Annotated in this window: 23 protein-coding genes; 8 read left to right on the top strand and 15 right to left on the bottom strand. The window is 68.4% G+C overall.

Annotated elements, in window-relative coordinates:
• Nucleotides 1-114 precede the first annotated feature (114 nt).
• Both R3E10_17530 and R3E10_17525 read left to right on the top strand, forming a co-directional pair.
• Nucleotides 115-666: a hypothetical protein gene (locus tag R3E10_17530; GenBank protein MEZ4417560.1), complete on the top strand. Its 552-nt coding sequence runs from the start codon at nucleotides 115-117 to the stop codon at nucleotides 664-666.
• A 142-nt stretch (nucleotides 667-808) separates the two neighbouring features.
• Nucleotides 809-2203 (top strand): HD domain-containing phosphohydrolase, encoded by a 1395-nt coding sequence (locus R3E10_17525; GenBank protein ID MEZ4417559.1) that lies wholly within the window; start codon nucleotides 809-811, stop codon nucleotides 2201-2203.
• Nucleotides 2204-2261: 58 nt separating this feature from the next.
• Here R3E10_17525 and R3E10_17520 read toward each other — a convergent pair whose 3' ends face one another.
• The 8 genes from R3E10_17520 to R3E10_17485 all read right to left on the bottom strand — a co-directional run bounded on the left by R3E10_17520 (nucleotide 2262) and on the right by R3E10_17485 (nucleotide 10963).
• A complete protein-coding gene (locus tag R3E10_17520; GenBank protein ID MEZ4417558.1) occupies nucleotides 2262-3641 on the bottom strand; it encodes a carboxypeptidase regulatory-like domain-containing protein in 1380 nt (459 codons plus the stop codon).
• Complete coding sequence (locus R3E10_17515; protein MEZ4417557.1) at nucleotides 3607-4656, bottom strand: carboxypeptidase-like regulatory domain-containing protein; 1050 nt, start codon at nucleotides 4654-4656, stop codon at nucleotides 3607-3609. The genes R3E10_17520 and R3E10_17515 overlap by 35 nt, the downstream gene beginning before the upstream one ends.
• Before the next feature lie 180 nt (nucleotides 4657-4836).
• Nucleotides 4837-5385 carry a DsrE family protein gene (locus tag R3E10_17510; protein ID MEZ4417556.1) on the bottom strand — a complete coding sequence of 183 codons (549 nt, stop codon included), beginning with the start codon at nucleotides 5383-5385 and terminating at the stop codon, nucleotides 4837-4839.
• Between the two features lie 94 nt (nucleotides 5386-5479).
• Nucleotides 5480-5698, bottom strand: coding sequence for a hypothetical protein (locus tag R3E10_17505; GenBank protein MEZ4417555.1), 219 nt, complete (start codon nucleotides 5696-5698; stop codon nucleotides 5480-5482).
• A gap of 30 nt (nucleotides 5699-5728) precedes the next feature.
• Nucleotides 5729-6763 carry a hypothetical protein gene (locus tag R3E10_17500; GenBank protein MEZ4417554.1) on the bottom strand — a complete coding sequence of 345 codons (1035 nt, stop codon included), beginning with the start codon at nucleotides 6761-6763 and terminating at the stop codon, nucleotides 5729-5731.
• A gap of 117 nt (nucleotides 6764-6880) precedes the next feature.
• Nucleotides 6881-9220, bottom strand: coding sequence for a DPP IV N-terminal domain-containing protein (locus tag R3E10_17495; GenBank protein MEZ4417553.1), 2340 nt, complete (start codon nucleotides 9218-9220; stop codon nucleotides 6881-6883).
• A 68-nt stretch (nucleotides 9221-9288) separates the two neighbouring features.
• Nucleotides 9289-10074, bottom strand: a complete 786-nt coding sequence (locus R3E10_17490; GenBank protein MEZ4417552.1) for a peptidase E — start codon at nucleotides 10072-10074, stop codon at nucleotides 9289-9291.
• Between the two features lie 169 nt (nucleotides 10075-10243).
• Entirely contained in the window at nucleotides 10244-10963 is a 720-nt protein-coding gene (locus R3E10_17485; protein ID MEZ4417551.1) for an arylesterase, read from the bottom strand.
• Between R3E10_17485 and R3E10_17480 the strand changes: the two genes are divergently transcribed.
• The 3 genes from R3E10_17480 to R3E10_17470 all read left to right on the top strand — a co-directional run bounded on the left by R3E10_17480 (nucleotide 10962) and on the right by R3E10_17470 (nucleotide 15611).
• Nucleotides 10962-11684, top strand: coding sequence for an ABC transporter ATP-binding protein (locus R3E10_17480; protein MEZ4417550.1), 723 nt, complete (start codon nucleotides 10962-10964; stop codon nucleotides 11682-11684). The genes R3E10_17485 and R3E10_17480 overlap by 2 nt on opposite strands.
• Before the next feature lie 4 nt (nucleotides 11685-11688).
• A complete protein-coding gene (locus R3E10_17475) occupies nucleotides 11689-14232 on the top strand; it encodes an FtsX-like permease family protein (protein MEZ4417549.1) in 2544 nt (847 codons plus the stop codon).
• A 62-nt stretch (nucleotides 14233-14294) separates the two neighbouring features.
• Entirely contained in the window at nucleotides 14295-15611 is a 1317-nt protein-coding gene (locus tag R3E10_17470; protein MEZ4417548.1) for a hypothetical protein, read from the top strand.
• Between the two features lie 52 nt (nucleotides 15612-15663).
• On the opposite strand, the gene R3E10_17465 is transcribed toward R3E10_17470, so the two are convergent.
• Nucleotides 15664-16035, bottom strand: a complete 372-nt coding sequence (locus tag R3E10_17465) for a hypothetical protein (GenBank protein ID MEZ4417547.1) — start codon at nucleotides 16033-16035, stop codon at nucleotides 15664-15666.
• Nucleotides 16036-16404: 369 nt separating this feature from the next.
• On the opposite strand from R3E10_17465, the gene R3E10_17460 reads away from it, so the two are divergent.
• A complete protein-coding gene (locus tag R3E10_17460; GenBank protein ID MEZ4417546.1) occupies nucleotides 16405-17082 on the top strand; it encodes a hypothetical protein in 678 nt (225 codons plus the stop codon).
• Between the two features lie 171 nt (nucleotides 17083-17253).
• Here R3E10_17460 and ahcY read toward each other — a convergent pair whose 3' ends face one another.
• The 6 genes from ahcY to R3E10_17430 all read right to left on the bottom strand — a co-directional run bounded on the left by ahcY (nucleotide 17254) and on the right by R3E10_17430 (nucleotide 23072).
• Nucleotides 17254-18729 (bottom strand): adenosylhomocysteinase, encoded by a 1476-nt coding sequence (gene ahcY / locus R3E10_17455; protein ID MEZ4417545.1) that lies wholly within the window; start codon nucleotides 18727-18729, stop codon nucleotides 17254-17256.
• A gap of 39 nt (nucleotides 18730-18768) precedes the next feature.
• Nucleotides 18769-19719 (bottom strand): metalloregulator ArsR/SmtB family transcription factor, encoded by a 951-nt coding sequence (locus R3E10_17450; protein ID MEZ4417544.1) that lies wholly within the window; start codon nucleotides 19717-19719, stop codon nucleotides 18769-18771.
• A 101-nt stretch (nucleotides 19720-19820) separates the two neighbouring features.
• Nucleotides 19821-20762, bottom strand: coding sequence for an energy transducer TonB (locus tag R3E10_17445; protein ID MEZ4417543.1), 942 nt, complete (start codon nucleotides 20760-20762; stop codon nucleotides 19821-19823).
• 12 nt (nucleotides 20763-20774) lie between these two features.
• Nucleotides 20775-21128, bottom strand: a complete 354-nt coding sequence (locus tag R3E10_17440; protein ID MEZ4417542.1) for a PadR family transcriptional regulator — start codon at nucleotides 21126-21128, stop codon at nucleotides 20775-20777.
• Nucleotides 21129-21222: 94 nt separating this feature from the next.
• Entirely contained in the window at nucleotides 21223-21849 is a 627-nt protein-coding gene (gene udk / locus R3E10_17435; GenBank protein ID MEZ4417541.1) for a uridine kinase, read from the bottom strand.
• Nucleotides 21850-21881: 32 nt separating this feature from the next.
• On the bottom strand, nucleotides 21882-23072 hold the full coding sequence (locus R3E10_17430) for a DUF839 domain-containing protein (protein ID MEZ4417540.1): 1191 nt from the start codon (nucleotides 23070-23072) through the stop codon (nucleotides 21882-21884).
• 228 nt (nucleotides 23073-23300) lie between these two features.
• On the opposite strand from R3E10_17430, the gene R3E10_17425 reads away from it, so the two are divergent.
• Nucleotides 23301-24470 carry a DUF5009 domain-containing protein gene (locus tag R3E10_17425; protein MEZ4417539.1) on the top strand — a complete coding sequence of 390 codons (1170 nt, stop codon included), beginning with the start codon at nucleotides 23301-23303 and terminating at the stop codon, nucleotides 24468-24470.
• A gap of 19 nt (nucleotides 24471-24489) precedes the next feature.
• Entirely contained in the window at nucleotides 24490-25419 is a 930-nt protein-coding gene (locus R3E10_17420) for a branched-chain amino acid transaminase (GenBank protein ID MEZ4417538.1), read from the top strand.
• The last annotated feature ends 69 nt before the right edge of the window (nucleotides 25420-25488 follow it).

The raw sequence follows: 25488 nt of genomic DNA, 5'->3' as shown, positions 1-25488 counted from the left end.
TCCCTACGTCACCCCTCGCACGCGCATACGTCACCGACCGGGCTCCACCGGCGCCACGATGCCGTGATCGTCTCCTTGCAGGCTTCACCTCCCCCATGCACAAGGAGACGGACCATGAGAATCGTCACGTTGATTCTCGCGTGCGCCGCATCGGCCACCTTCGCCGGTCCGCTGTATTCCCAACAGAACACGCGCCCGGCGGTGCCTGAAGACAAACGGGCCGTGCAGCTACCGAGACAGCAGCTGGCGGGGCCGCGCTTCGGCTTCACGGTGTTTACCGGTGATGTGGCGGACCAGCGCCAGGAGGCGGGCTACGAGAGCCTGATGACCCAGTTCGGCTGGCAGTTCGAGACGCAGATCGTCTCGCTGGAGAGCGCCAATCAGGCGCTGATGGAGTGGATCTTCCTGGTGGGCGGCCTGGAGCAGAACGAGACCAACCTCTCTTTGGCGTGGATTACCGGGTATCGCGTCGAGGGCGGGCTCGAGTTCGGCGTGGGTCCCAACTTCAGCGTGAATCCGAAGCACAACTCGAGCACCACCTCCATCCAGGTCGCGGCCGGCGCCACGCTTCCGTTCGGTGAGATGTATGTGCCGGTCAACTTCTCCGTGGGTGTGGCCAGAGGCGGTCCTCGCATGACCGCGCTGCTCGGCTGGATCGTGGGCTGATCCAGGTGGGGGGTGGGACGCGGTGTCCCGCCCCCCCGCGGCTCGGCTCTGGGAGCGCCCCGACACCGGGTGCGGCCGGAGCGGCTCGCGGGCATGTCCCTTGCCACGGGAGGCGGGAACTCCTGCCACGGTGGCCGCGCACGTGCAACGATCGCTTCTCCTCACGGAAGTCCTTGCAGCCCTCTCGTACGCGCTGGACCTGACGGAAGGCCAGCCCGAGGGCCATTCCATTCGTTCCTGCATCCTGGGGATCGAGATCGGCAGGGCGATCGGGCTGGACTTCGCGGACCAGTCGGCCCTCTTCTACGCGCTGCTGCTCAAGGACGCGGGGTGCTCCGCCAATGCGGCACCGGTGTCCGAGCTGTTCGGGTCGGACGATCACCCGGTCAAGCGCGACCTGAAGACCACCGATTGGTCGTCCTTCGTCGCCGCGGGGCGCTATGCCGTGCGGAACGCGGCTGTCGGCGGGTCCGCGTGGGTCAAGGTCAAACACATCGTGCGCATCGCGCTGGCCGGGCCGCCCGAGGCGAAGCAGCTCACCCGCATCCGCTGTGAGCGTGGCGCGGCCATCGTGCGCGACCTCGGCTTCCCGCAGGCGACCGCCGATGCGATCCGCCATCTGGACGAGCATTGGGACGGCAAAGGCCATCCGGACGGAGTGCGAGGGGCGGAGATCCCGCTGCTGGCTCGCATCTGCTGCCTTGCGCAGACACTGGACGTGTTCCTGGCCGATCGCGGAGTGACCGAGATGTTCGCCATGGTCCGCGATCGGCGCGGCACCTGGTTCGATCCGGGCCTGGCCGATCAGGTGCTGTTCTGGGAGGGCCGAGGGGATTGGTGGGAGAGCGTACGGCGCGCCGGGCGACCCGAAGATCTCGGAGGTCTGGAGCCCCGCGACCGGGTGCTGCAGATCGACGAGGACGGTCTGGATCGGGTGTCCGCGGTCTTCGCGGAGGTCATCGACGCCAAGACGCCCTTCACGGCCCGGCACTCCACGCGTGTCGCTCGCGTCGCCCGTGAGCTGTCGCTCGAGCTCGGCCTGTCCGCGTCGGAGGCCCGCCGCATCCATCGCGCGGGCCTGCTACACGACATCGGGAAGCTGGGAGTCTCCAACCGGATCCTCGACAAGCCGGGGAAGCTCACCGAGGAGGAGTTCGCCCAGGTCAAGCTGCACCCGCATCACACCCATCAGATCCTGGCGCGCGTCGACGCCTTCGGGGACGTGCTCGAGGCTGCGGCCAACCACCACGAACGGTTGGATGGCACCGGCTATCCGCGCGGATTGGACGGCAGTCGCCTCGACCTTCCCTGCCGCATCATGGCGGTGGCGGATGTATTCGAGGCATTGACGGCAGACCGACCCTACCGCGCGCCCATGCAGTTCGAGCAGGTGACCAAGATCCTACGCGGCATGTCTGGCAGTGCCCTGGACGGGGACGTCGTCGAGACCTTGATCCGCTGTGCAGCGGAACGCGAGGGCGCGCCCTGGCGTTGGGGTGCGGTGGACGCTCCGCACAGTCTAGTGGGCGTCCGCTAGGGGGGGGCGGGGGCCGGACGGGGTCTCTCCTTGCGGCCCGGCAAGGGCAGTGCCGCCGCTACCTCCGCGTATAGATCAACAGCACGCCCTCTCCGCTGCCGGTGCCGAAGCGGGCTCCGGCTTCCAGCGCCGGGATGAACTCGATGTCGGAGACGGCATTGGGGTCGAGTAGGTCCTCGAGCATCCACTCCGGATCCGAGATCTTGATGTTGTTCAGGTAGACGACCACCGGATTGCAGTCGGGAGAGCGACGGCGGCGGTTGGATTCGATGCAGAGAACGTAGCCACCATACGGGTGCCCCGGCCCACCGTAATTCACCCATCGCTGGGTGACGCGCAGTCCAGTGATCAGCGCGGCGGCGAGCAGTTGCCCGAAGTCGCGCACACCCCCTCGATTGAGGATCGAGTCCACCTGGGCCCGGGTGACGAGGTCAAGTCGGGTTCCGCGTGCCTCCGGCCGCCCCAGGAAGCTTGTGCGTTCTACGGTGACGGTGACGGGCGCCAGCTGGATCGCCTCCTCGGCGAGCTCGAGGCGGACGTGGACGGTCTCGGATCCCTGGAGCAGGATGCTGTCACCATGGATGCCATAGGCCAGGTGGCGTGCCTCCAGATACACCGTGCCCGGCCGCACGGCCGTGAAGCTGAACCGACCCTGTGCGTCCGTGATCGCGCTGCGCGCGTCGCTCATGACGACCTCGACGTCGGGAAGCGGCCTCCCGCTTCCGTAGGCCACCACCGTGCCCTGTAGGGTGAGCGGATCGGCCAGGCCCAACACCAGGTCGGCCCGCAGGATGGGCTCCTGAGATGGTGACACCTCGATCGGGGCGCTCGCGCGCCCCAGCCCCTCCGCACGGAGCGTCCACGACGTCGAGGTCGTGAGTCCGCAGGCGACGTACCACCCATCTGTCAGCATACGCGCACGGACCGCTGCCTTCGGTTCGGGCACCGGTGCTGCCACGACTGTGGCGCCGCCGAGCGGCACGCCGGTGAGGTCGTCCCTCACCTGGCCCACCAGGGTGAACGTCCCGCCCGTTCGGGGGTCGGGGCAGCGCGCGGCGGCCAGTGTCCCACGCGAGGGGATGGCCAGATCTCCGAAGCCGGTTGCGCCCAGGCGGACGTCGACCGCCACGGAAGGCAACTCCACCTGCAATGAGTCCAGACGTGGGTGGGCCAGCCGCAACCGGTAGCGTCCGGGCGGCACTCCCTCCAGCGCATAGGTGCCCGCCGAATCGGTGACGGCGAAGTCGTCGAATCCGTCGATCAGCACCCTCGCACCCGGCATCGCGGCACCGGCCACGCTATCGAAGACCACCCCCTCGATCCGGCCCACCGCGGACGGTGCCACCACCGTCCAGTTCCCCTGGCCGGTGGGGTCGTAGGCGATCAGATCCCCGCCCACATCGTCATGACCCAGAAGCACGTCGTCCAACGCGAACATGCCGACGCGGTCCGTCACCACGGGCGTGCGGATCCGCCACGACGAGACGATCCAGGCGCCCGAAGCGAGCGCCGTGAATCGTACGAGGCCGCCCAGGTCCGATGTGTCGAAGCGGCGCTCCAGGTTCCCAGTACGAGTACTCCAGCTCATCAAGGCGGAGGGTCACCGGATCCAGCCACAGAGTGCCGGCGATGTCAGGGCGGCCTCGCCCCGGTACCGGCCAGAAGGCCAATCCCACGCGCGGGACTTGGCCCGCCTCCGCATCCAGCCCGAAGCAATGGGTCTCCAGGAACGCGTCGGACAGCAGAGCCCGGGCGTCCGGTGCGAAGTAGAGCGTGGCAGCACCCTCTTCCCGCACGAACCCGCCCTCGACCAGGTCGTCCACCGCGAGGCTGCGAAAGGGGTGCGCACCCTTCACGTTCAGCTTGCGTCGGCTGCTGCGGGTCACCTCGCCCGTGCGCGCCTCGGTGCGCCGTTCGCTCAGTTCCACGTGGAAGAGCGCGCCCGGGTCCTGCTCGATCAGCAGGCTGGTTTCGAGCGCGGTGCGGATGTCGCGCCACACGCGCTCGATCACGAGCGCTGCGTCGCCCGTTAGATCGCAGCGACGCTCGGCCGAGACGGTCAGGCCCTCGAGTCGAAGCGGGTCGGCGGTGAGCGCGAGGTCGATCTCGATCGTCTCACCGGCGGCCAGGTCGAAGGGCCCAATGGCCTCCGTCCGGTAGCCGATCACTTCCCCGACCAGGCGGAAGCGGCCGGGCCCCGGGGCGTCGATCCGGAAGCGCCCCTCGGGGCCGGTGAGTCGCGTCAGGCCGGAGCCGCCCGCGTCGGGCAGCAACCGAACCAGCGCCCCCGCCAACCCGCCTCCAGCCGCGTCGGTGACCGTGCCCCGAACGCGCTGTGCTGCGAGGGCGGTGGGAGCGAGAAGGCACGCGCCCAGCACCAGCACACGGGCCCGGGCACGCTGCCATGGGGCTCGGCGGGGAGGGAGGGGCGCTCGGGTGTCCAGCAGTCGCACGGATCAACCTCGCCGCAACGCGCGGAGGACCGAGGGTCCAGGGTCGGCTTTCCTCCTCAGCATAGCAGCCGAAGGGAATACGCGCACCCGACTTCGTCGACGGCGTGGCGCCCGGACGGCGAGCCTTTGCGGAGCGGCTGAAGCAAACGCCTGGGAAACTCCGGCTCTGACCCGCTCCCCCTAGAACGAGATGAGCTGGTACCCGTCCTCCTGTAACAACACCAAGGCGGTCATGGCGGACAGAGCCAACTCCATCCCCGGGGCGAAGTCCTTCTTGGCCAACCCGCGGTTGGCCGCGGTCTGCCCACACACCAGCACGCGCACGCCGTGGGCATGGAGTGCCTGCAGCAGCGGCAGATCGGCGTTGTCCGCTCCGAAGCGGGCCTTGTAGGTGGCGTTGTCGAGGACCGCCTTGGCCGCCCCGCCGTGCAGCACCAGCGCCAGCTGCAGGTTCTCGGCCGGCACGCCCGCCGCCGCGTGCATATTGAGGAAGCGCGCCAGCGATTCGATGCGCGCGTTGAGCGTACCCGCGTCCTCAGGGGCCTGCGACACGTCGAAGACCACCCGGTAGACGTGATCCGTGGGCGTGGCCAGGTCGACGGGGTCGGTGGCGAACACGGGACCGAACTCCCGGATCAGCGGACCGGTGCGCGGTGTCGAGAGCTGCTGGGAGAGCAGAGGACGGGCGAGAGCAGCCAAGAAGACGAGGAGAAGCACCGAGGTGCGCATGGAGCGATTCCGGGACCGAGGTGGATGGGCGTCGGGACGGTCCCCGACCTTGGCGCGTGGCCTCGGACCGGTCAAGCGGGGCGCGCGAGGAGGATCAGAAGGGACGGAAGGCCCCCGTCACCTTGGGAACCACGTCGAAGCCCTTGAAAGAGCGCGGAAGGCGGGCCTTGAGTGCCGGATCGTCTTTTTCCAGGAGCACCATGATGCAGCTCTTGTCTCCCCACTGGCCGACGGCAGTGCCGACCACGCCGGGCAGGCCGAGCACGCTGTCCGTCAGCGCCCGGCGGGCATCATCGAGTGGGTCCGTGCGCATGGGTCCCTCCTGTCAGACGATGGCGACTCCTCAGTTGCCGTCGATGGTGATTCCGAAGCGGTCCAGCACAAGATCGATGGGGTTGGCGATCGACGCCAGCTGACTTCCGGCGAACACCAGCCCCACCGGGCGGCGGTCCTGCGCGCCACTGCCGTCGGTGACGACCAGGGAGCCGGAGTCGCCGGGGGCAGAGAAGCCGCCACCCGAGATGATGATCTGATCCACAAAGCGCGCCTGACCGCCGGGGTAGCCCACCGTGATCGTGGCGCGGATGCCGTCGATCAACCCGCGGGTGTGACCCGTGGTGCGTCCATACTTCTGCACGCGCATCCCCAGCTTGGCTTCCACCGTCTTTGCGCGGGGCGTGCCATAGCCGCCGGGGGGCGTGGAGTTGCCGACGCGATCCGGCGACGTGAGCGCGATCGCCGCGTCGATGCGGTTCTCCGGGCAGGGGAACGGCCCCCGCCCACAGTGCTGTATGGGCTCGAAGTCGTACAACGTGCCGATGGCGTCGTCCGGGTCGGCCCCGCCGTCCGCCCGCCCCGGCTGCAGCACGTTGTCTCCCACCTTCGCTTTGTTGGAGTTGGCGAAGACGTGGTTGTTGGACAGGGCGAACACCTTGCCCCCCGCCAGGGCGCGGGCGCCGATGGTCCCTGCCGTGACGTCGGGTTGGCCGGACGATACCCCGATGGGCACGGGTCTGGGGAAGTGGGCCCGCGGGTTCGTCGGTGCATCCGGCGAAGGTTCCTCCACCAGGGACACGAAGCGCCCGGTGACCGTCTCCACCACGGGGACTTCGCCGTAGGCCATCGGCAGCATGGCCGCGCCGGCCATGGCCACGTAGACCTTCAGCACCGGCCGGCCGTCGGGCCCCAGCCCGATCGCGGTGCCGACCACCCCGGGCAGCGCCAGGAGCTCTTCGGTGTGAGCGTCCTGTGCTGCGAACGCCGCCCGGAACGGATTGGGCGGGGGCATGAGCTCGCCCAGCGGCCCGGTCCGGAAGAAGAGATCCAGACCCAGAGCCACGACGAGGGGGATCCGGGACAACAGGAAGCGCCGGTTCACAATCGGTAGTACGGGCCTGGGGGCTGTGGGGTTTCCTCGGGGCCGGAGGGCCTCGGGCGCCGCCTGTCTCCGAGCAGGGGGCGTGCCGGCGGGCAGCGGTGCCCGCCGGCAGGCCGATCAGCCCTGGGGCTGGACGATCCGGAACTCATGCGGGGGCTCCAGCCCGAGCAGGTGGCGGACGAAGTAGTCCCAGGTCCGGCGCACCACGTAAGGCTCGTTGGCATACCCATGGTTGCGGTTGGGCATGACGATGAGGTCGAAGTCCTTGTTGAGCCGGATCAGCTGGTCGATCAACAGGATGGTGGCGTTGGGATGCACATTGTCGTCCAGGGTGCCGTACATCAGCAGCAGCTTGCCCTGCAGGTTGGCGGCCATGTTCTGGTTCGCCTGGGAGTCGAAGCTGTCCGAGCCGTCGGCGTTCCGCTTCAGGAGCCCCTGGTACTTCTCACCCCAGGTGTAGTCGTAGCTGCGGTTGTCGTGGTTGCCCGCGCTGGAGACCGCGACCTTGTAGAACTCCGGATAGCTCAGGATTGCGTCCGTCGAGGAGAACCCTCCGCCCGAGTGGCCGAAGATCCCGACGCGGCCCAGATCCATTGCTGGGTAGGTGACGGCGAGCTGCTTGAGCGCGGCGATGTGATCGGGCAGGCCGTTGTCGCGCATGTTGCCGTAATAGGTGTCGTGGAAGGTCTTGTCCCGACCCGGGGTGCCGAAGGCATCGACCATGAAGACCACGAAACCCAGCTCGGCCAGCGCAGCCGCATTTCCCCCCTGGGAAACGCGCGCCACGTGGCCGCGGAGCGTGCCCACCTGCGGCCCGGGGTAGATGTAGTCCACCACGGGGTAGCTGCGTTCGGGATCGAAGTCCGAGGGAAAGAAGAGGAGGCCATGCACGGGCGTGACGCCGTCCCTTCCCTTGACCTCGAAGTGCGTCGGGTAGTGCCAGCCGGTGGCCAACAGGGGGGAGTAGTCGCCCGTCTCCAAGTTGAGCACGGGGCGCCCTGCCGGGTCGCGGAGCACGGCTGTGGGCGGCGAGGCGAAGCTGCCGTACTGATCCACGAACCACCGGCCCGAGGGGCTCGCCATGATCTGGTGGTCCGCGGCCTCGGGCGTGAGTCTCTCGATGCGGCCACCGTCCAGGCGGGCCCGGTAGAGGTGGCGGTTGTAGACGTCCTGATCGGGCTCACGGCCTGACGCCGTGAAGTAGGCCCACCGGCCCACCGGGTCGACGTGCAACAGGTCCAGCACCATCCAGGGGCCCTCGGTGATGCGGTTCTTGAGCGTGCCCGTGGCGGCGTCGAACAGATACAGATGTCCCCAGCCGTCGCGCTCGGACCACCAGACCACCTCGGAGTTGTCGTTCACGACCCGCCAGTTGGGCATGCCGCCCGACTGTCCGTTGCTCTCGACGAAGGTCTGGCCATGCTCTTCCAACACCAGACGCGAGGCGCCCGTGCGGGTGTCGGCTGCCCACAGGCGCAGCGTGTCGAAGCTGCGCACGCCCTGCGTGAAGAAGACCTCGTCCGAACCGGTCCCCCAGCGGGCGTCCTTCCAGACGGTGTCGGATGCCACCCCGCAGCAGGACGTGTTGACGACCTCGAGGGTCCCCACGTCCGCACGCACACTCGTCTGGGCCTCCACGTCGAAGACGTGCACCTCATAGGTGGGGATGACCGAGTCGCCTGGCAGCGCGACGCGGTAGCTGCGCAGGGTGGGCCGGCCCGTCTTGGCCTCCAGGAGATGGAGCTGAAGCACGGCGCGCTCGTCGAAGCGGTGCGTGGCGATGCGCCTGGAGTCGGGGGACCAGGCCAACACGGGCGGCGCGTCCGTGCCCCGGCGGGCCAGCGTCACTACGGAGCAGCAGCCCTCCGGGGGAACGGCATATCCGAAATCGGGTGATCCGTCCCGGGACAGCTGAACCTCGGCGCCGCTCTCCTTCGAGCGTACCCAGAGGTTCTCCTCGCGCGAAAAGGCGACCCAGCGACCGTCCGGTGAGGTGACCTCCGTTCGGGGGCGTTCCGGCTCGGCCTCGGGGCCCGAGCAGGCGTAGTCCCTGAGCGAGCACGTCCATTGTGTGGAGTCGGCCGTGTTGAAGCGGATGGCATCGGTGCCCACCCACTCGATGCGCTCGAAGGGCAACCTGCTGCCGACGTAGGCCGTGTCCGCCGCCAGCGAGAGCGCTGCGGCCAGTCGGGCATGGTCGAAGGCGGGCCGCCGGGACGGCACGGTCGGATCGACGAGCACGAACTCCGTGCCCGCCGCCGTGCGAGCGCGATACCAGAAACGGTCTCCCTCCATCCAGGTGGGCGCGATCTGATCGCCGCTGACCAGGCGTCCCGCGTTGGCGCCCAGGAACTGCTCGGCGCGAGTGTAGGTGGTTTCGCTGACCTGCGCCGCCAGCGGACCCGCATGGGAGAAAACGACGAGAAGCAAGGACGCCGAAAGACCAGGCCTGGGCATGCGCCGCTCCAGCTGGAGGGTCAGTGGGATGATCGAGGGACCCACGGGGTCATCGAACCAGGGGTGCGCTACTCGATGCGCTCTGGCTCGAGCAAGCGTTCCACGATGCGCCCGCCTTCGAGGCTCACGTAGTAGACCTTGGCATCGGCGCGCGTGGCCACCACCCGGCGGACCTCGTTGTCTTCGAAGTAGATGCCGGCGTCGTTGTCACACGCGTAGCCGGGCTTGAGCTCTCCCGACTGGATGAGCCGATGGTAGGTGGGCCGCCGCGCGGCCTCGGCATCGTAGTGGGGCGAGTGGCTGCCCCGCAGGAACCCGAGGCATTCGATCTTGGTGACCTCGCGAGGCCGCGAGTCCGTGGTGCCCTCTTCGAACCAGCAGAGGGAGCCCGCGCTCGCACCCCCCAGCACGATGCCGCGGTCCCACGCCGTGCGCAGCACCGCGTCGATGCCCTGCACACGCCAGATGGCCTGCTGGTTCAAGGTGTTGCCGCCTGAGACCACGATGCCGTCCATCGAGAGGAACACGTCCTCCCAGGTCCGGTCCATGCGGTAGCTGCTGATGAAGCTCTCCTGCACGTGCGGCTCCACGTTCAGGGGGGCACAGCTTTCGTACCAGCGGATGATGCCCGCCTCCGAGTCGGCCGACGCTGTGGGCAGGTAGCACAGACGTGGACGCGCCTTGCCCGTCAGCTCCGCCATGGTGCGGATGAAGGCCGTTCCGAATCCACCACCCGCGATGAGGATCTTGCGGGTCGCCTGGACCGGGGCGGGTGCGGCCCCAAGCCCTTCGGGACCCACTCCCAGTCCGACGGCGCTGACCGCCGTCGTGCGTAGAAAGTCGCGACGCTCCATCGTGCCGACTCCGCTGCGAGGAGAGGCCCGGCCCCAGGGCCGGCGCCACGTCTGGGCAGGAGACAGCGTTCCGCGGCCCGGCGCAACCTGGACCGGTGCGCCTGGGGTCGTCTCGCGCAGTGGGAGTGGCGCTCCCCACCCTCGCTGCGCCACGGGTCCGCCGCTTCTCCTAGCGCAGCAGCGGCTCCAGGGTGGACCAGAGGTGCTCGGCCACCCGTCGGTGTCCTTCCTCCGTGGGATGGATCCCGTCGGCCTGGTTGAGCGCGGGATCGCCGGCGACGCCGTCGAGCAGGAAGGGGAGCCACGTCGAGCCGGTGTCTTCCGCCACCTGGCGGAACACGGCCCTGAAGTCGCCGGTGTAGCGCTCGCCCAGGTTGGGTGGCGCTTCCATGCCCGCCACCAGGACGCGGGCCTCCGGATGGCGGGCCCGCGTCTGCCGGATGGCTTCGAGGAGGTTCGCGCGGAGTTGCTCGAGGGCGAGGCCGCGTAGTCCATCGTTGGCCCCGAGCTCCAGCACCAGCACACGTACGGGCTCGTTCAGCAACCACTCGAGCCGCCGGAGACCGCCCGCGCTGGTGTCGCCGCTCACCCCTCCATTGACGACGCGGAAGCCCATCCCTGCGGAGTCGATCTTCTGCTGGATGAGTCCCGGAAAGGCCTGCGTCGGGTCCTCTAGACCGTAGCCGGCCGTGAGCGACGTGCCGAGGAAGAGCACCACCGGGCGCGGGTCCCCTCCCTCCGGGGAAGAGGGCGACCGCGCTGGGCTCGCGTCCGTGGTCGAGGAACGTTGCCCCGCATCGGAGCGTACCGGGTCGGGGCCGCGCTCCGTGGGAGCGCACGCCAGCATCCCCACCAACCCGATACCCAGCACCCGGGACCATGCACGCATGATCATCGACGCCCAGGGTCTCACGAAGACATATCGGAGCGCGGGGCGCCCGCTCACGGTCCTGGCCGACATCGATCTCTCCGTGGAACCTGAGGCCTTCGTTGCGATCCTGGGGCCGTCGGGGAGCGGAAAGACCACACTCCTCGGCCTGCTGGCCGGACTCGACGAGCCCTCCTCCGGATCGCTCCGTGTGTTGGGGCAGGATCTCTTCGCTCTTACCGAGGACCAGCGGGCGAGGTTTCGGGCGGAGCACATCGGATTCGTGTTCCAGACGTTCCACCTCCTGCCTACGCTGACCGCCATCGAGAACGTGTTGGTGCCGCTCGAGCTCCGGGGCGCCACCCACACGGCGGGAGGGCTGCCGATTCGCGAACGGGCCGCGGACCTGCTCGCTCGCGTGGGCCTCGCCGGCCGTCTGGATCACTATCCGCTGCAACTCTCGGGAGGAGAACAGCAGCGCGTGGCGTTGGCGCGCGCGTTCGCAGGCGAGCCCAAGATCCTCTTCGCGGACGAGCCGACCGGCAACCTGGACTCGGCGACGGGCGAGACGGTCATCGGGCTCCTCGAGGACTTGAACCGGGAAGCTCGGACCACCCTGGTGCTGGTCACGCACGATCTCTCGCTGGCGGACCGGGCCACTCGCGTGATCCGGCTCAAGGACGGGCGGGTGGTCTCCGACGAGCGGCGCGCCCAGGTCTACGCTCCCGCGTCGGCGGACTGAGCCCATGTTCACGCTGCATCTGGCCTGGAGGGAAGCGCGCTCCAGCGTGCGTCAGATCGGCGTCTACATGGCGTCCATCACGCTGGGAGTGGCCGCGCTGGTGGCCATCCATTCGTTCCGGGGGGACATCACGCGTTCCGTGCAGCAGGAGGCCCGCTCCATTCTCGGCGCCGATCTGCGCATGGGCCGCAGCACGCCCTTTTCGGATTCGGTCCGCGCCGTGGTCGATTCCCTGAGGGAAGGCGGGGCGCGTTCGGCGTACGTGACCACTCTGGCCTCCATGGTGCTGAACGAGCGGACCGGCACCACCCGACTGGTGCAGGTCCGTGGCGTGGAGTCCGGCTTCCCGTTCTACGGCGCCGTGGCCACCCAGCCTGCAGGTGCCTGGGCTCGCTTGGGCGACGACCACACGGTCCTGGTGGATGAGGCGGTCCTCATCCAGCTCGATGCCCGCATCGGCGATACCGTCTCGGTAGGCCGCTCCCGCTTCACGCTGGCGGGAACGGTGGCTGGGCTGCCCACCGATGTGGGCTTCCAGGCGGCCGTGGGACCGCGCCTCTATCTGCCCGCCGATGCCCTGCCGGCCACCGGCTTGCTGACCTTCGGGAGCCTGGCCCGCTACGAGGTCTACGTGCGCCTTCCGGCCGGCGAGGATGCGGCGTCGCTCGACGAGCGCTACCGGGAGCTCATGCGTGAGCAGAATACGCGCATGGTGACGGCCGACGAACAGGCCGAAGACCTCACGGAGGGAACGCGCATCCTGGCTCGTTTCCTGGCGCTCATCGGTCTGGCGGCCCTGCTGCTCGGCGGCATCGGGGTGGCCAGTGCCATCCACGTGTACGTACAGGGAAAGCTGAGCGCGGTGGCGGTGCTGCGCTGCCTGGGAGCGCGCCAGCGAACGGTCTTCTCTGCCTACCTCTTGCAGGCCGGGCTGTTGGGGCTGGGAGGGGCCGGGGCCGGCGTGGCCCTTGGGCTTGCTCTCCAGCGCCTGCTTCCGCGTGTGGTGGGGGACCTGCTGCCTGTGACGATCGTGCCCCGCCTCGACGTCCTGGCCGTGTCGGCGGGGCTCCTGATCGGCGTGTGGGTGGCGCTGGTGTTCGCGCTGATTCCCCTGTTGGCGGTGCGGGATGTGGCACCCTTGCAAGCGTTGCGGCGGGACGTGGAGCCGAACCGTCGCGGCGGGCGTGGGCTTGCTATGGCGGCGCTGGTGCTGAGCATCCTGGCACTGAGCGTGTGGCAGGCGCCGACCCCGGGGGTGGGTGTTGGCTTCGCGTTGGGCCTGGCCCTCACGCTCGGGCTGCTGTGGGGCACAGCCTGGGCGCTGGTGGGCTCCATGCGCCGGTTCTTCCCGAGACGGGCGCGTTACACCGTCCGACAGGGCGTCGCCAACCTGTTCCGCCCCCACAACCAGACGGTGGCCATCACCCTGGCGCTGGGCTTCGGCGTGTACCTGATCGGTACGGTCCTTTTCATCGAAAAGAGCCTGCAGACACAACTGTCCTTCGACGCAGGAGCGTCGCGCGCCAACGTCCTGCTCTTCGACGTGCAGGCGGACCAGCGGGAGGGCGTAGCCGAGCTGGTGGGGCGCGTCGCCGAGGGTCCTGTGGAGGTCACGCCCATCGTCACGGCTCGTATCGCCGCTGTGAACGGCGTCCTGGCCAGTGAGCTGCTGGCGGATAGCAGCGACGCCGCGCCCGAACGCTGGGCCGTGCGTCGCGTCTACCGCAACACCTATCGAAGCGGTGGCCTGACCGATGCCGAGGAGTTGATAGCCGGCACCTGGTGGGACACCACCGCAGCGGCCGAGCATCCCTCGCCCGAGCGGCTGCCGGCCGTATCCGTGGAAACGGACCTGGCTGCAGACCTTCAGGTGGGGCTGGGAGACCGCATCACCTGGGACGTGCAAGGGCGTTCGATCGAAACGGAGATCACCAGCCTGCGGCGTGTCGACTGGGCCCGCTTCCAGACCAACTTCTTCGTGGTCTTCGAGCCCGGAGTTCTGGAGGACGCACCCCAGACGTTGCTGGCGCTGGCCCGCGTGCCCGATGCTGCCGCCCGCTCCACCATGCAGCGGGACCTGGTGCGGGCGTTCCCCAACGTCTCCGTCCTGGATCTCGCTCAGGTACAGCAGACCCTCGACACCATCCTGGGCACCGTCAGCGGGGCCATCCGATTCCTCGCAGGCTTTTCCGTGCTGGGCGGTCTGTTGGTCCTCATCGGGGCCCTGGCCACCTCGCGCTTCCAACGCATGCGCGAAGGTGCGCTGCTCAAGACCCTGGGGGCGCGCCGCAATCAGATCCTGGGCATCCTGACCACCGAATACGTCGCGCTGGGCTCGCTGGGCGCGTTCGCGGGGTTGGTGCTCGCGGCGCTGGCCTCGGCTGGAGTGATCCATTTCGTCTTCGAGGGGCCGGTGGTGCTGTCCCCTCGGTTGGCGCTCGGCGTCTGGGCCGGGGCAACCGTTCTGACGGTGCTGGTCGGGATGGCGGGAAGCAGGGGGGTGCTATCGCGCACGCCCCTCACCGTGCTGCGGGAAGTCGCGGAGTAAGCTGCTGCGGCTCGAGTGCGTATAGGCTACGTTCGGTCCACCCCTCCGAAGCAGGGAGCCGCATGATCCGCCTCTACGCTGCTCGCCGAGCGGTCCTGGTCCTCCTGTTCGTCCTGCCTCCGTTGTTCGCCCGGCCCGCCTCCGGCCAGGATGTCCCCACCGGCGACTTGCGGGTCTTCTTCGACTGCTCCGGCTCGGGCTGTGACGAAACCTACCTCCGCCAGCAGATCACCTTCGTGAGCTGGGTGCGGGACCGAGCGGACGCGGACGTGCACGTGCTGGTGACCTCCGAGGTGACCGGGGGAGGCGGTCGGGAGTACACGCTGGCGTTCCTGGGCCGGGAAGCGTTCGCCGGCGTGAGCGACACGCTCCGTCAGAACACCGAGGCCGCCGCCACCCGGGACGAGCAACGGGGCGCCATCGAAGAGGTGGTCCGCGCCGGGTTGATGCGCTACCTGGCCCGGGCAGGAGCGCTCGGGCGTGTGGAGATCCGGGCACGGGGGCCGGGGGCGGGGCGACGCGGGGGCCCCGGCACCCCCACCGCCGTCGAGGACCCGTGGAACCACTGGGTCTTCCGTATCGGGGTCAACAGCTTCTTGAACGGCGAGTCGTCCACGCGCTTCACCAATGTGGGCGCCAACGTGTCCGCCAGCCGCGTCACCGAGGACTGGAAGATCGATCTGGGCGTGAGCAGCGACTACAGCGAACAGCAATACGAGCTTTCGACCGGCACCTCCCTCAGCATCACCCGTGAGGCAACGGCCAGCGCCTCCATCGTGCGCAGCATCGGAGCACAATGGGCAGCGGGCGCCCAGGCGACCGCGTCGAAGGACGACCGTCTCAATCAGGATCTCACGCTGCGCCTGGCGCCAGCGGTGGAGTACAACGTCTATCCGTATGCAGAGTCCACGCGGCGACAGCTCACGGTCCAGTACTCGGCCGGAGTCAACTCCTTCGACTACACGGAGGAGACGTTGTTCGGGCGGACCTCGGAGATCCGCTTCGATCACACGCTTGCCGCGGCGGTGGAGCAGAACCAGCCCTGGGGCTCCGTCAACTTCAATCTGATCGGGTCGCAGTTCCTCCACGACGCGGGGAAGTACTCCGTGACGGCCTTCGGGGGCATGAACCTGCGATTGACGCGCGGCCTCACCCTCCGACTCAACGGGTCCTACTCATGGATCCGCGATCAGCTCTACCTGTCGGGAAGAGAGTTGAACGACGAGGAGATCCTCTTGCGCCTGCGCCAGCTGCAGACCGATTTCCGGTATTTCACCTCGATCGGGTTCCAGTACCAGTTCGGCTCGATCTACAACAACGTGGTGAACCCCAGGCTGCGCTTCCGTGGGCGAGGAGGAGGGGCCGTGTTCTTCTTCTAGGCTCGCGGGGCGGTACGGTACGGTACGGTACGGTATTCTCCGCTCGCCTCCTCTAGACGGTGGTGCCCCCGAAGCGCCCGTCGGCCATCCGCTCGGCGATGGCCCACCCCATGGTTTCGGTGACGCTGAAAGCGACCCCGGCGTTCAGCAGGTTCCCGAGGCCCGGGACGAAACGGAACAGCACCTTGGCAGCGCCGCGGCCCAGGATGGTCCCCAGGGACGCGTAGACCACCGAACGCGCCGCCGCCTCGCTGACCTCGATCCCGAACACACGGCCCAGGCCCACGATCATGGCGACCTGGACGGGCATGATCAGGATGGCGTCGCCACCCGGTACCTGGGCCAGGCCGGCCCCCACCGCGGCTGAGGCCGTTCCCGCTCCGTGGATGATGGTGGCGCAGCGGCCCCGCTGTTCGTCGGTCATGGCGTCTCCTCTCGGGTGAAACGGTCGTCCTCTATGTACGGACCCGGGGGGGTCTGTGCTTCAGCGGGCAGGCGGGGCGGGCTGCACCTTCGGCGGGGCCCGCTCGACGCGATGGCGACTCCGCGAGGATCGGGCCAGCGGTTTTGGCGAGGCGCAATTCCTGTCTCGTTCGTGCTGCGCCTCGGCGACGTCGCAAGCTCGCCTCGGCAAGCGACGACGGCCGAGGCAGAAAGTCCTTTCCACCGACCTGCGCACCGCCGCGCAGTTGCGCGTGATTCCGCGGCGCCACCGGCGGCACGGTGTTCGCGGCAGAGCGCAGGACGCGCGGCGCTCTCCGCGCGGAGGGGACATTTCAAGCGGAAGGGAATCATGCTTCAACGATCGGTCGCAGCGGTGATCTTCGCGATCGGCGCGCTCCCCGTCACCGTAGCGGGACAGACCTCGGATCTCATGGTCGGGGGCCGATTCGGCTACGTGGATGGGGTAGGCGTGCACCTGTTCGCGGTGAAGGGAAACGTGGCTGAGGGCTTGCCCGTCATGGTACGGGGAAGCGTCGGATACGTGGGCACCGACCCGGGCAGCGCTCCGGGCGCCCGCCGGATCTTCATCAACAACGCCACCAACGGGACTCCCGCTACACGCGGTCGGACCCTGGATGCGTCCTTCGACGTGATGTTCGACAGCGATCTGGTTTCGTGGCAGCGAGCATTCTGGTACGCCGGCGTCCGCTACTCACGCTTCCGGGGCAACTTCAAGTACGTCGGTGGCAACGAGGACTTCGACGTGGTGAGCAACCACTGGGGCCTGGGTGCCGGCCTGGAGAGCTACCATGCCATGTCGTCGGTGCTGGACCTCGTCCTGACGGCGGGCTTGGAGTACTACCACACGAGCAGGCTCACGGGGCACGACACTTCGTACACGCCGGGGAATGACAACGTCAACCCGCGTGAGGACTACACCTACGCCGACGCGGACGACGCCATCCACCAGCCCAAGCTGAGGCCGGTGGTCTCAGTGGGTTTCGGGTACCGGCTGGGACACCGCTAGCGCGCCGCACGCGTCTGAGGTGGGGTGCCGCCCGCAGCAGGACATCGCTGGGGGCCGCGACGAGGGGGTGGTCACCAGGTCGGTGCCCACCCCCTTGTTCCGGCCCTCCGCGAGGGCTCGCCTCGCGATCGAAGGGCTCGAGGCGATCCCTCCGCCGCGGGCAGTGCCCTCCTAGTACCGATAGTGCTCCGGCTTGTAGGGCCCCTGCGCGGGTACGCCGATGTATGAGGCCTGCTCCGCAGTGAGCTCCGTGAGCTTCACCCCGAGATGCTCGAGGTGGAGCGTCGCCACCTTCTCGTCCAGGTGCTTGGGCAGCATGTACACCTTCTTCTCATACTCGCCCGCGTTTCTGGCCAGCTCCAGCTGCGCGATGACCTGATTGGTGAAGCTCGCGCTCATCACGAAGCTGGGGTGCCCGGTGGCGCAGCCCAGGTTGAGCAGCCGTCCCTCCGCCAGGATCAGTACGGAATGTCCATCGGGGAAGATGAACTCGTCGTACTGGGGTTTGATGTTGCGGCGCTCGACCTTGTGCTTCTTCAGACCGGCCATGTCGATCTCGTTGTCGAAGTGGCCGATGTTTCCGATGATGGCCTTGTTCTTCATACGCGCCATGTGATCGTAGGTGATCACGTCCTTGTTGCCGGTGGCGGTGATGAAGATGTCCGCGTAGTCCAGCACGTCTTCGACCCGCTTGACCTCGAAGCCCTCCATCGCGGCCTGCAAGGCGCAGATCGGGTCGATCTCGGTGACGATCACGCGGGCGCCTTGCCCCTTGAGCGCCTGGGCGCAGCCCTTTCCGACCTCGCCATAGCCGCAGACGACTGCGGTCTTGCCCGAGATCATCACGTCACTGGCCCGGTTCAGACCGTCGATGACCGAATGCCGGCAGCCGTAGATGTTGTCGAACTTGGACTTGGTCACCGAGTCGTTGACGTTGATGGCGGGGAAGAGCAGGGTACCCGCCTTCTCCATCTCGTAGAGCCGGTGCACGCCTGTGGTGGTCTCCTCAGAGACGCCCTTGATCGTGGCGCTCAGCCGCGTCCAGCGACCCGGGTCCGACGTCAGCGTGCGGCGAAGCAGGTCGAGAATGACGCCCCACTCTTCGGGCTCGCTGGCCGCGTCGAAGTCGGGTACCGCACCGACCGCTTCGTATTCCACACCCCTGTGCAGGAGCAGGGTCGCATCGCCCCCGTCGTCCACGAGGAGATCGGGTCCCGAGCCGTCCGGCCACATCAGGGCCTGCTCGGTGCACCACCAGTACTCTTCCAACGTCTCGCCCTTCCAGGCGAAGACCGCGGCCCCGTTCGGGTGCTCGGGAGTACCGCCTCGCCCCACCGCGACCGCGGCGGCGGCGTGGTCCTGGGTCGAGAAGATGTTGCACGAGACCCAACGCACGTCGGCGCCCAGGTCCATCAGGGTCTCGATCAACACCGCGGTCTGGACCGTCATGTGCAGCGAGCCCATGACCTTCAGGCCGGCCAGCGGCTGAGCTTCGGCGTATTCCTCCCGGACGGACATCAGGCCGGGCATCTCGTGCTCGGCGAGCGTGATCTCCTTGCGGCCCCACTCCGCCAGGCTCAGGTCGGCGACCTTGAAGGCGGGCCGGTCCGTGGCCGCGGCCTGCCGCGTCAGGACTCCACTTTCCATGTGTTCAGATCCTCGGTTGGGTTCGGTGTTGCGTGACGTTCATCGAGCGCGTCGGGCGGTTCCGACGAACAGCAGGGGACCGGACGCCTCGGGATCCGGCACCAATCCCCGGTGGTGGTACGAGCCGAAGCCGGCTCCCTTGACCCAGGCCCGCATGCGCTCGTCGCTGAAGCCCGGCCACAAGTGCCCCATCGTCTCGCGATACTCGCCGCGGCCGTGCTCTCGCATGTCGACCACGATCAGCCTCCCTCCCGGCTTGAGGACCCGGTAGGCCTCCGCCAGGGCTCGCTGCGGTTCCGGCAGGTAGTGCAGCACCAGCACGAGCAGGGCCACGTCCAGGGACCGGTCGGCCAGTGGCAGCGCTTCCAGTTCCCCCTGGCGCCACTCGGCGTTCGCGCTGTCGGCCAGGCGGGCCCGGGCCGCCTCCAGCATCTCGGGGGACCGATCGATCGCCACCACGCGCCGCACGAATGGCGCCACGGCCTCCGCGAGCGTGCCGGTCCCGGACCCCAGGTCCCCGACCACCCACTCCGGATCCAGGAGCCCGAAGAGGGCGGACAACTCGCTTCGGTGCCCGAACATCTGGGCTCTCAGCGCATCCCAGTCGGCGGCCGCACCGGAGAAGAACTCCTCCGAGCGACGCCGTCGCTCCGCCAGGACCGCGCTGGCCCGCTCCGCGTCCTCGGCGAGCCAGGGGGTCTCCGTGAGCGTGGAGCGAACCACACGCCAGAGATCCCTCTGGTCATCGGGGAGCTCCGGGGACAGCTGGTAGTGACGGCTGGTGCCGTCCGCCCGGACCCGAAGCCAACCATCCCGGGAAAGGACTTTCAGATGCCGGGAGACCGTCGATTGTGGGAGCTGTACAACAGATGTCAATTCCGAGACCGTGAACTCGCTCTGGTCCAAAAGGGCCAGAATTCGTAGACGGTTCTCGTCGCTCAGGGCTTCCAGGCGGCCCAGGATCTCGGCACGGGCAACGATTGCATCCATATTTCTGGATGCAAGGATACACTATTCGTGCCCCAGTGGCAACACGGGCGCCCCGAGGGCCCGGAGGCCCGGGGCGCCCGTATGACGAGGGGACCGCTTCCCTAGCGGCGCACCTCGAAGCGGATGGGGAAGGTGACCATCACGGGCACGGCCTGGTCCCGGTTGAGTGCCGGGGTGAACCGCGCGATGCGGGCCACCTTCAAGGCTGCCTCGTCGAGGGCCGAGTGACCCGACGAGCGCTGCACGCTGACCTCGTCGATCCCCCCGGTTTCGTTGAGCAGGAACTGCACCTGCACCACGCCACCGATTCCCGCGATGCGCAGGAGCTCCGGATACTCCCGCTCGAGGGCGCGGGCGACCTCGTCGCGGTTCTTGATGGCCGGAGCCACCATGCTGGGCGTCAGCAAGGAGTAGTGCGCGTCCGGGTCCGAGGCCTGGGAGGGCGGGGGAGGCAGGTTGGGGCTCGATTCCCAGAGCGTGCTGGCGTCGGGAAGGGTCAGGGTGACCTCAGTCGCGTCGGCGGCGATCACCGGAGCGCCTGGCCGCACGAGGTCCTCCGGGGGCTTCGGGAGAGGAACCTCGACCGGTGGGACCACCGCGATCGTGCTCATCGGGCGGGTGATGTCCTTGGCGTGGAGCTCGGGGAAATAGTTGAGCACGGCGAAGTGGAGGACCGTGGCGGCGAGAATCGAGGTCCAGAGGGTTTCGCTGAAGCCCTCCTTGAAGCGGGCGTGGGCCGTGGCGGGCGGGTGGGTCAGTGTGGCGGTCATGGGGATACCTCCGGGGCTCGGGACGGCGATCAGGACGGGCGCAGGAGACCAGAGCTCCTGGCTCCACACATCCAGGGACGAACGAGTCACGTCCAACCACACATCGAAGAGCAGGCGGCAGCGCCCCGCGGGGGTGGACGGGTAGCGGGGGTCGCGGCTCCAGCGGAGGAGGGCCTCCTCCAACTCGGGCCCGTGGCGGGCGCGGAAGCGGGCCGGGTAGAGCCAGAGCAGCCACGAGGCCGCTCTGCGGGCGACGTCCTCGTTTCGGGTCATGGGAGCCTCCAGTCAGGCGCCCGCCGGGGCGGGAAGGAGGGAGAGGGAGCGAGCGTGGCGAACCAGGGACTCCATGGCCGAGAGCTCCTCGACCAAGCGGGCCCGCCCGACCTCGGTCAAGCGGTAGAAGCGACGGGGGCGGGCGTCGGCATCGGCGCCTGCCGGTGCCTCCGTCTCCTCGATCAAGCGCGCCTTCTCCATCCGCTGGATGGACGCGTACAGGGTGCCCGGGCCGATCCGGACGCGGCCGCCCGTGCGGGCCTCGACGACCTGGGCCAGCGCATAGCCGTGGGAGGGCCCGGACGCCAGCGCCAGGAGAAGGTGGAGGACGGGTGGCCTCAGGGGGCGGAGCGGGGTGCGTGACATCGGTCTCTCGCAGATATATCGGACACGGATATATCAGGGTACGACCGATCCTGCAGGGGGATTACAGCGCCGGATCCGCCGACCCGGGCCTCCCTCAGGGACGGGGGTCGAGCAGGTAGCGCAGGCGGGCGACGACCATCTCGATTGCCACCTCGTTCTCGCCGCCGACGGGGATGATGACATCCGCCCAGCGCTTGCTGGGCTCCACGAATTCGAGGTGCATGGGCCGCACCGAGTCCAGGTACTGCCGGATGACGGACTCCACGGTGCGCCCGCGCTCGGCCACGTCCCGCTCGAGCCGACGGATGAAGCGAACGTCGGCGTCGGTGTCGACGAAGATCTTGATGTCGAGCCGTTCACGCAGAGTCGGCTCCGCCAGGATCAGGATCCCGTCGACGATGACCACGGGAGTGGGGTGGAGAAGGCGGGTGCGCTCGGTGCGGGTGTGGGTGGCGAAGTCATAGACCGGCTCTTCGACGCCCTCGCCGCGTTTCAGGGCATCGACGTGGCGAAGCAGGAGCGGCAGGTCCAGGGCCTCGGGATGATCGAAGTTGACCAGGGCCCGATCGTCCAGGGACAGGTGGCCGAAGTCGCGGTAGTACGCGTCCGCGTGCAGGCAGCCTACCCGCGAGGGACCGAGGACCTGGGCGATGCGGTCGACGACGGTGCTCTTTCCGGAGCCCGATCCCCCCGCGGTCCCGATCAGTACCGGCGTGCTCATGGGTCCAACCTACGCCGGTCCCCGCCGGGTCGTCAGGGGGTGGAGCGCGCGATCACGACCTCCAGGTCGTTGCCCCGCCCGCCGGCATGCTGAACGTGGACCCGCAGCACGTCCCGCCAGCGATCATGGTAGATCCCCGTGGGCTCTGCGGCGCAGTCCGCGAGAGAGGCCAACAGCTTGAGGCCCTTCGCGGTCTGGTCCGCGGGTGTGCCGTCCACCCACCAGAGATCACCGGGTCCGTTGTCCTCCACGACGTAGAGGCGGCCCTGGGCGTCCAGCGCGAGATTGTCCGGGAATTCGAACGAGGGGTCACCCGCTGCGGGTGCGTTCAGTCCGGCGCGGATGAACTCGGAGACGGAGGCCCGCTCGCCGTCGAGCTCGATCCTGAGCACGAGATGTTCGTCGGTGATCGAGACGAACAGCACGTCGTTGCCGTTCCCCAGCGTCCACCGCTCGATGTCCTCCGGACGCTCCCAGCCGGTGGCCCCGACGCGAACGGCCTCCGCATCGGAGTCGATCTCGGAAGCGGCGCGCTCGAGCTCGATCCACTCGGCGTCGCCCAGCCGGGTCGCGCTGTCGAGGACACGCAAGGCATAGAGACGCCCCGCGCTGAGGTTGCCGGGGACGTCGGGGACGAAGCGAAGGATCGCGCCGGACTGTCCGGGCTGCCCGCGGCGGGACACGCCACGCGACTCACTCAGTCCGTAGAGTGCTCCGTCGCTCCCGAAAGCCATACCTTCATGTGAGCGGGAGCCCAGCGCCGGACGGGCGCCCACGATACCGGTGGACGGGTCGAGCTCATGGACCAGCCCACGGAGGGCGTGTTCGACTCCCGGCTCCGGGAAGCGCTGCACCACGACCTCCTCGGCGAAGAGAAGGCTGCCCCACGGGGTCCAGACGATCCCGTCCAGGGCCTCGTAGCGAAAGGCCTGCGCGGCGACCGTGGTGAGGCCCGTGACGAGGTCCGTCACCGTGACCGCGCTGTTCTCCTCGGTCTCGTGCGTGCGGTAGAGGAAGCGGCCCGCATCGGGGCCGGTCTCGTTCAGGGTCATCTGATCCGGGTGGTTGCCTCCGTCCCCCGCCGCCGGTCGGAAATCGGCCTCCTCGGTGAACGTGACCGACTGGGTGAAGCCACTGGCCAGGTCGAAAGGAGGCGCTTCCCCGTCGGGACTGCGACAGACCGCGCTCGCCGGGAGTGGCTCCAGAGCAGCAATGCTGTCCACGGGCGCGGATCCCTCCGGGCCGGAAGGAAGACGGGTATCACACGCCAGCCCGCCGAGCCCCACCCACACACCGAGCCCGACGCCGCGCGCCGCGCGGGCGACTCGCAAGCAACGGAGGTGGTGGACGCACGAGAGCATGATCCCTTGGGCAGCGCAGGAGACATGCCAATTCCGGTGGCTCCCCGGCCCCGTTGCCCGGCGGGGCACCGATCCACAGGTTGGACCGCCATGCCGGCCACGGAGACGCGGGACGCGAAGGCGCGGGACGCGGGCGCCGAGGGTCGGAGGCCCTCGGGCCGCCTCGTTTCCCTCGACGCCTTCCGAGGGTTGACGATCGCCGCCATGATCCTGGTCAACAACCCGGGGTCCTGGAACCACGTCTATCCTCCGCTGCTCCACGCCGAATGGAACGGCTGGACTCCCACCGACCTGATCTTCCCCTTCTTTCTGTTCATTGTCGGTGTGGCCATGCCGTTCTCGTTCGCGCGCAGACTGGAGCGGGGAGGGAGCCGCATCTCCCTGCTGCGTCACAGCGTGCGGCGCGCCTTGGTCATCGCCGGTCTGGGACTCTTCATGGCCGGCTTTCCGCGCTTCGACCTCGGAGGGATCCGCATTCCGGGCGTCTTGCAACGAATCGGTCTGGTCTATCTGGTCGCGGCGCCGGCCTACCTCTTTCTTTCGGTACGGGTTCGTGCAGCGCTCACTGCCACGCTGCTGCTCGGCTACTGGGCGCTCCTCATGTGGGTCCCCTGGGCGGGCCACACCCCCGGGGACCTGACACCGGACGGCAACCTGGGGGCCTTCATCGACCGGGCGCTCCTCGGTGGGCATCTCTGGTCCCAGTCGAGGACCTGGGATCCCGAGGGTCTGCTCAGCACCCTTCCGGCGGTGGCCAGCGCGTTGCTGGGAGTGTTCACCGGGGAGTACCTGCGGTCACAGCGGGACCGCACGTACGCCGTCCGCGTGCTCAGTGCCGCCGGCGTCACGCTCACCCTGATCGGGCTGCTGTGGGGGCGCACGTTTCCGATCAACAAGAGCCTGTGGACCAGCTCCTACGTCGTTTTCACCGCCGGGGCTGCCCTGTTGGCGTTGGCGGGCTGCATGCTGGCCATCGACGTGGCGGGCTGGCGCGCCTGGGCGCGGCCTTTCGAGGTCTACGGCCGCAACGCCATCGCGGTGTTCGTCGGCTCCGGTCTGCTGGCCAAGATGCTGATCCGCACCCAGATCGCAGCTCCCGACGGCGGTCAGCGCTCGCTGTATGCCTGGCTGTACGAAACCCTCTTCCTGCCGTGGGCCTCTCCGGTCAACGCGTCCCTTGCGTTTGCCGTGTCCACGGTGGTCTTGTGGTGGGCCGTACTCCGGTGGATGGACCATCGGCGCATCTACTTGAAGGTTTGAGACCCGAACGGAGGATCGGATGTCGACGCAGATCACGGAGGCGAAGTACATCTGGAAGGACGGTTCACTGGTGTCGTGGAAGGACGCGACCGTCCACGTCCTGGCGACGGCCGTTCAGTTCGGGACCTCCGTCTTCGAGGGCATCCGTTGCTACGAGACGGAGAAGGGGCCGGCCGTCTTCCGTTTGCACGCCCACATCCAGCGCCTCGTCGAGTCGGCGCGCATCTATCGCATGCTGCCTTCCTTCGACGCTCAGACCCTGGCCGAGGCGTGCCTCGAGGTGGTCCGCCAGAACGGACTCAGCTCCTGCTACGTGAGGCCCATGATCCTTCGGGGCTACGGATCGGCTGGCCTCAATCCGGTCGCGAGCCCCATCGAGACGTGGATTCCGGCTTTCTCCTGGGGGACCTATCTCGGTGCCGGCGCGCTGGAGAAGGGTGTGGCCGTATGTGTGTCCTCCTGGCATCGGGCCGCGCCCAATACGTTTCCGATGGCCGCCAAGGCCGGTGGGAACTACATCAACGCGCAGCTGATCAAGATGGAAGCGCTCGAGAACGGATACGCAGAAGGCATCGCGCTGGGACCGAGCGGCCTGGTCAGCGAGGGGAGCGGCCAGAACCTCTTTTTCGTGAGGGACGGCGTGTTGATCACGCCCATCTTGGATGGCACATCGCTGCGCGGCATCACCCGCCACTCCATCATCGTGCTTGCCCGCGAAATGGGCCTCGAGGTACGCGAGCAGCTGGTCCCGCGAGAGGCGCTCTACGCTGCGGAGGAGATGTTCTTCACGGGGACCGCGGCCGAGGTCACGCCCATCACCAGCGTCGACCGCATTCCGATCGGGGGCGGGACCGCGGGACCGATCACGCTGCAATTGCAGCGTCGCTTCCTGGACATTGCCATGGGGCGTGCGGAAGACCGCTGGGACTGGCTCACGATGGTGCGCTGAGCGCCGCCGCGATCTGCCAGGAATCGTGCTGCATGCCCGGATCCCCGGCGCGCGGAGGCCTGGGGACAG

Source organism: Gemmatimonadota bacterium, from assembly GCA_041390105.1.
GTDB lineage: Bacteria > Gemmatimonadota > Gemmatimonadetes > Longimicrobiales > Gaopeijiaceae > JAGQIF01.
The sequence above is the reverse complement of the archived record's forward strand: the minus strand, read 5'-3'. Positions and strand labels throughout refer to the sequence as shown.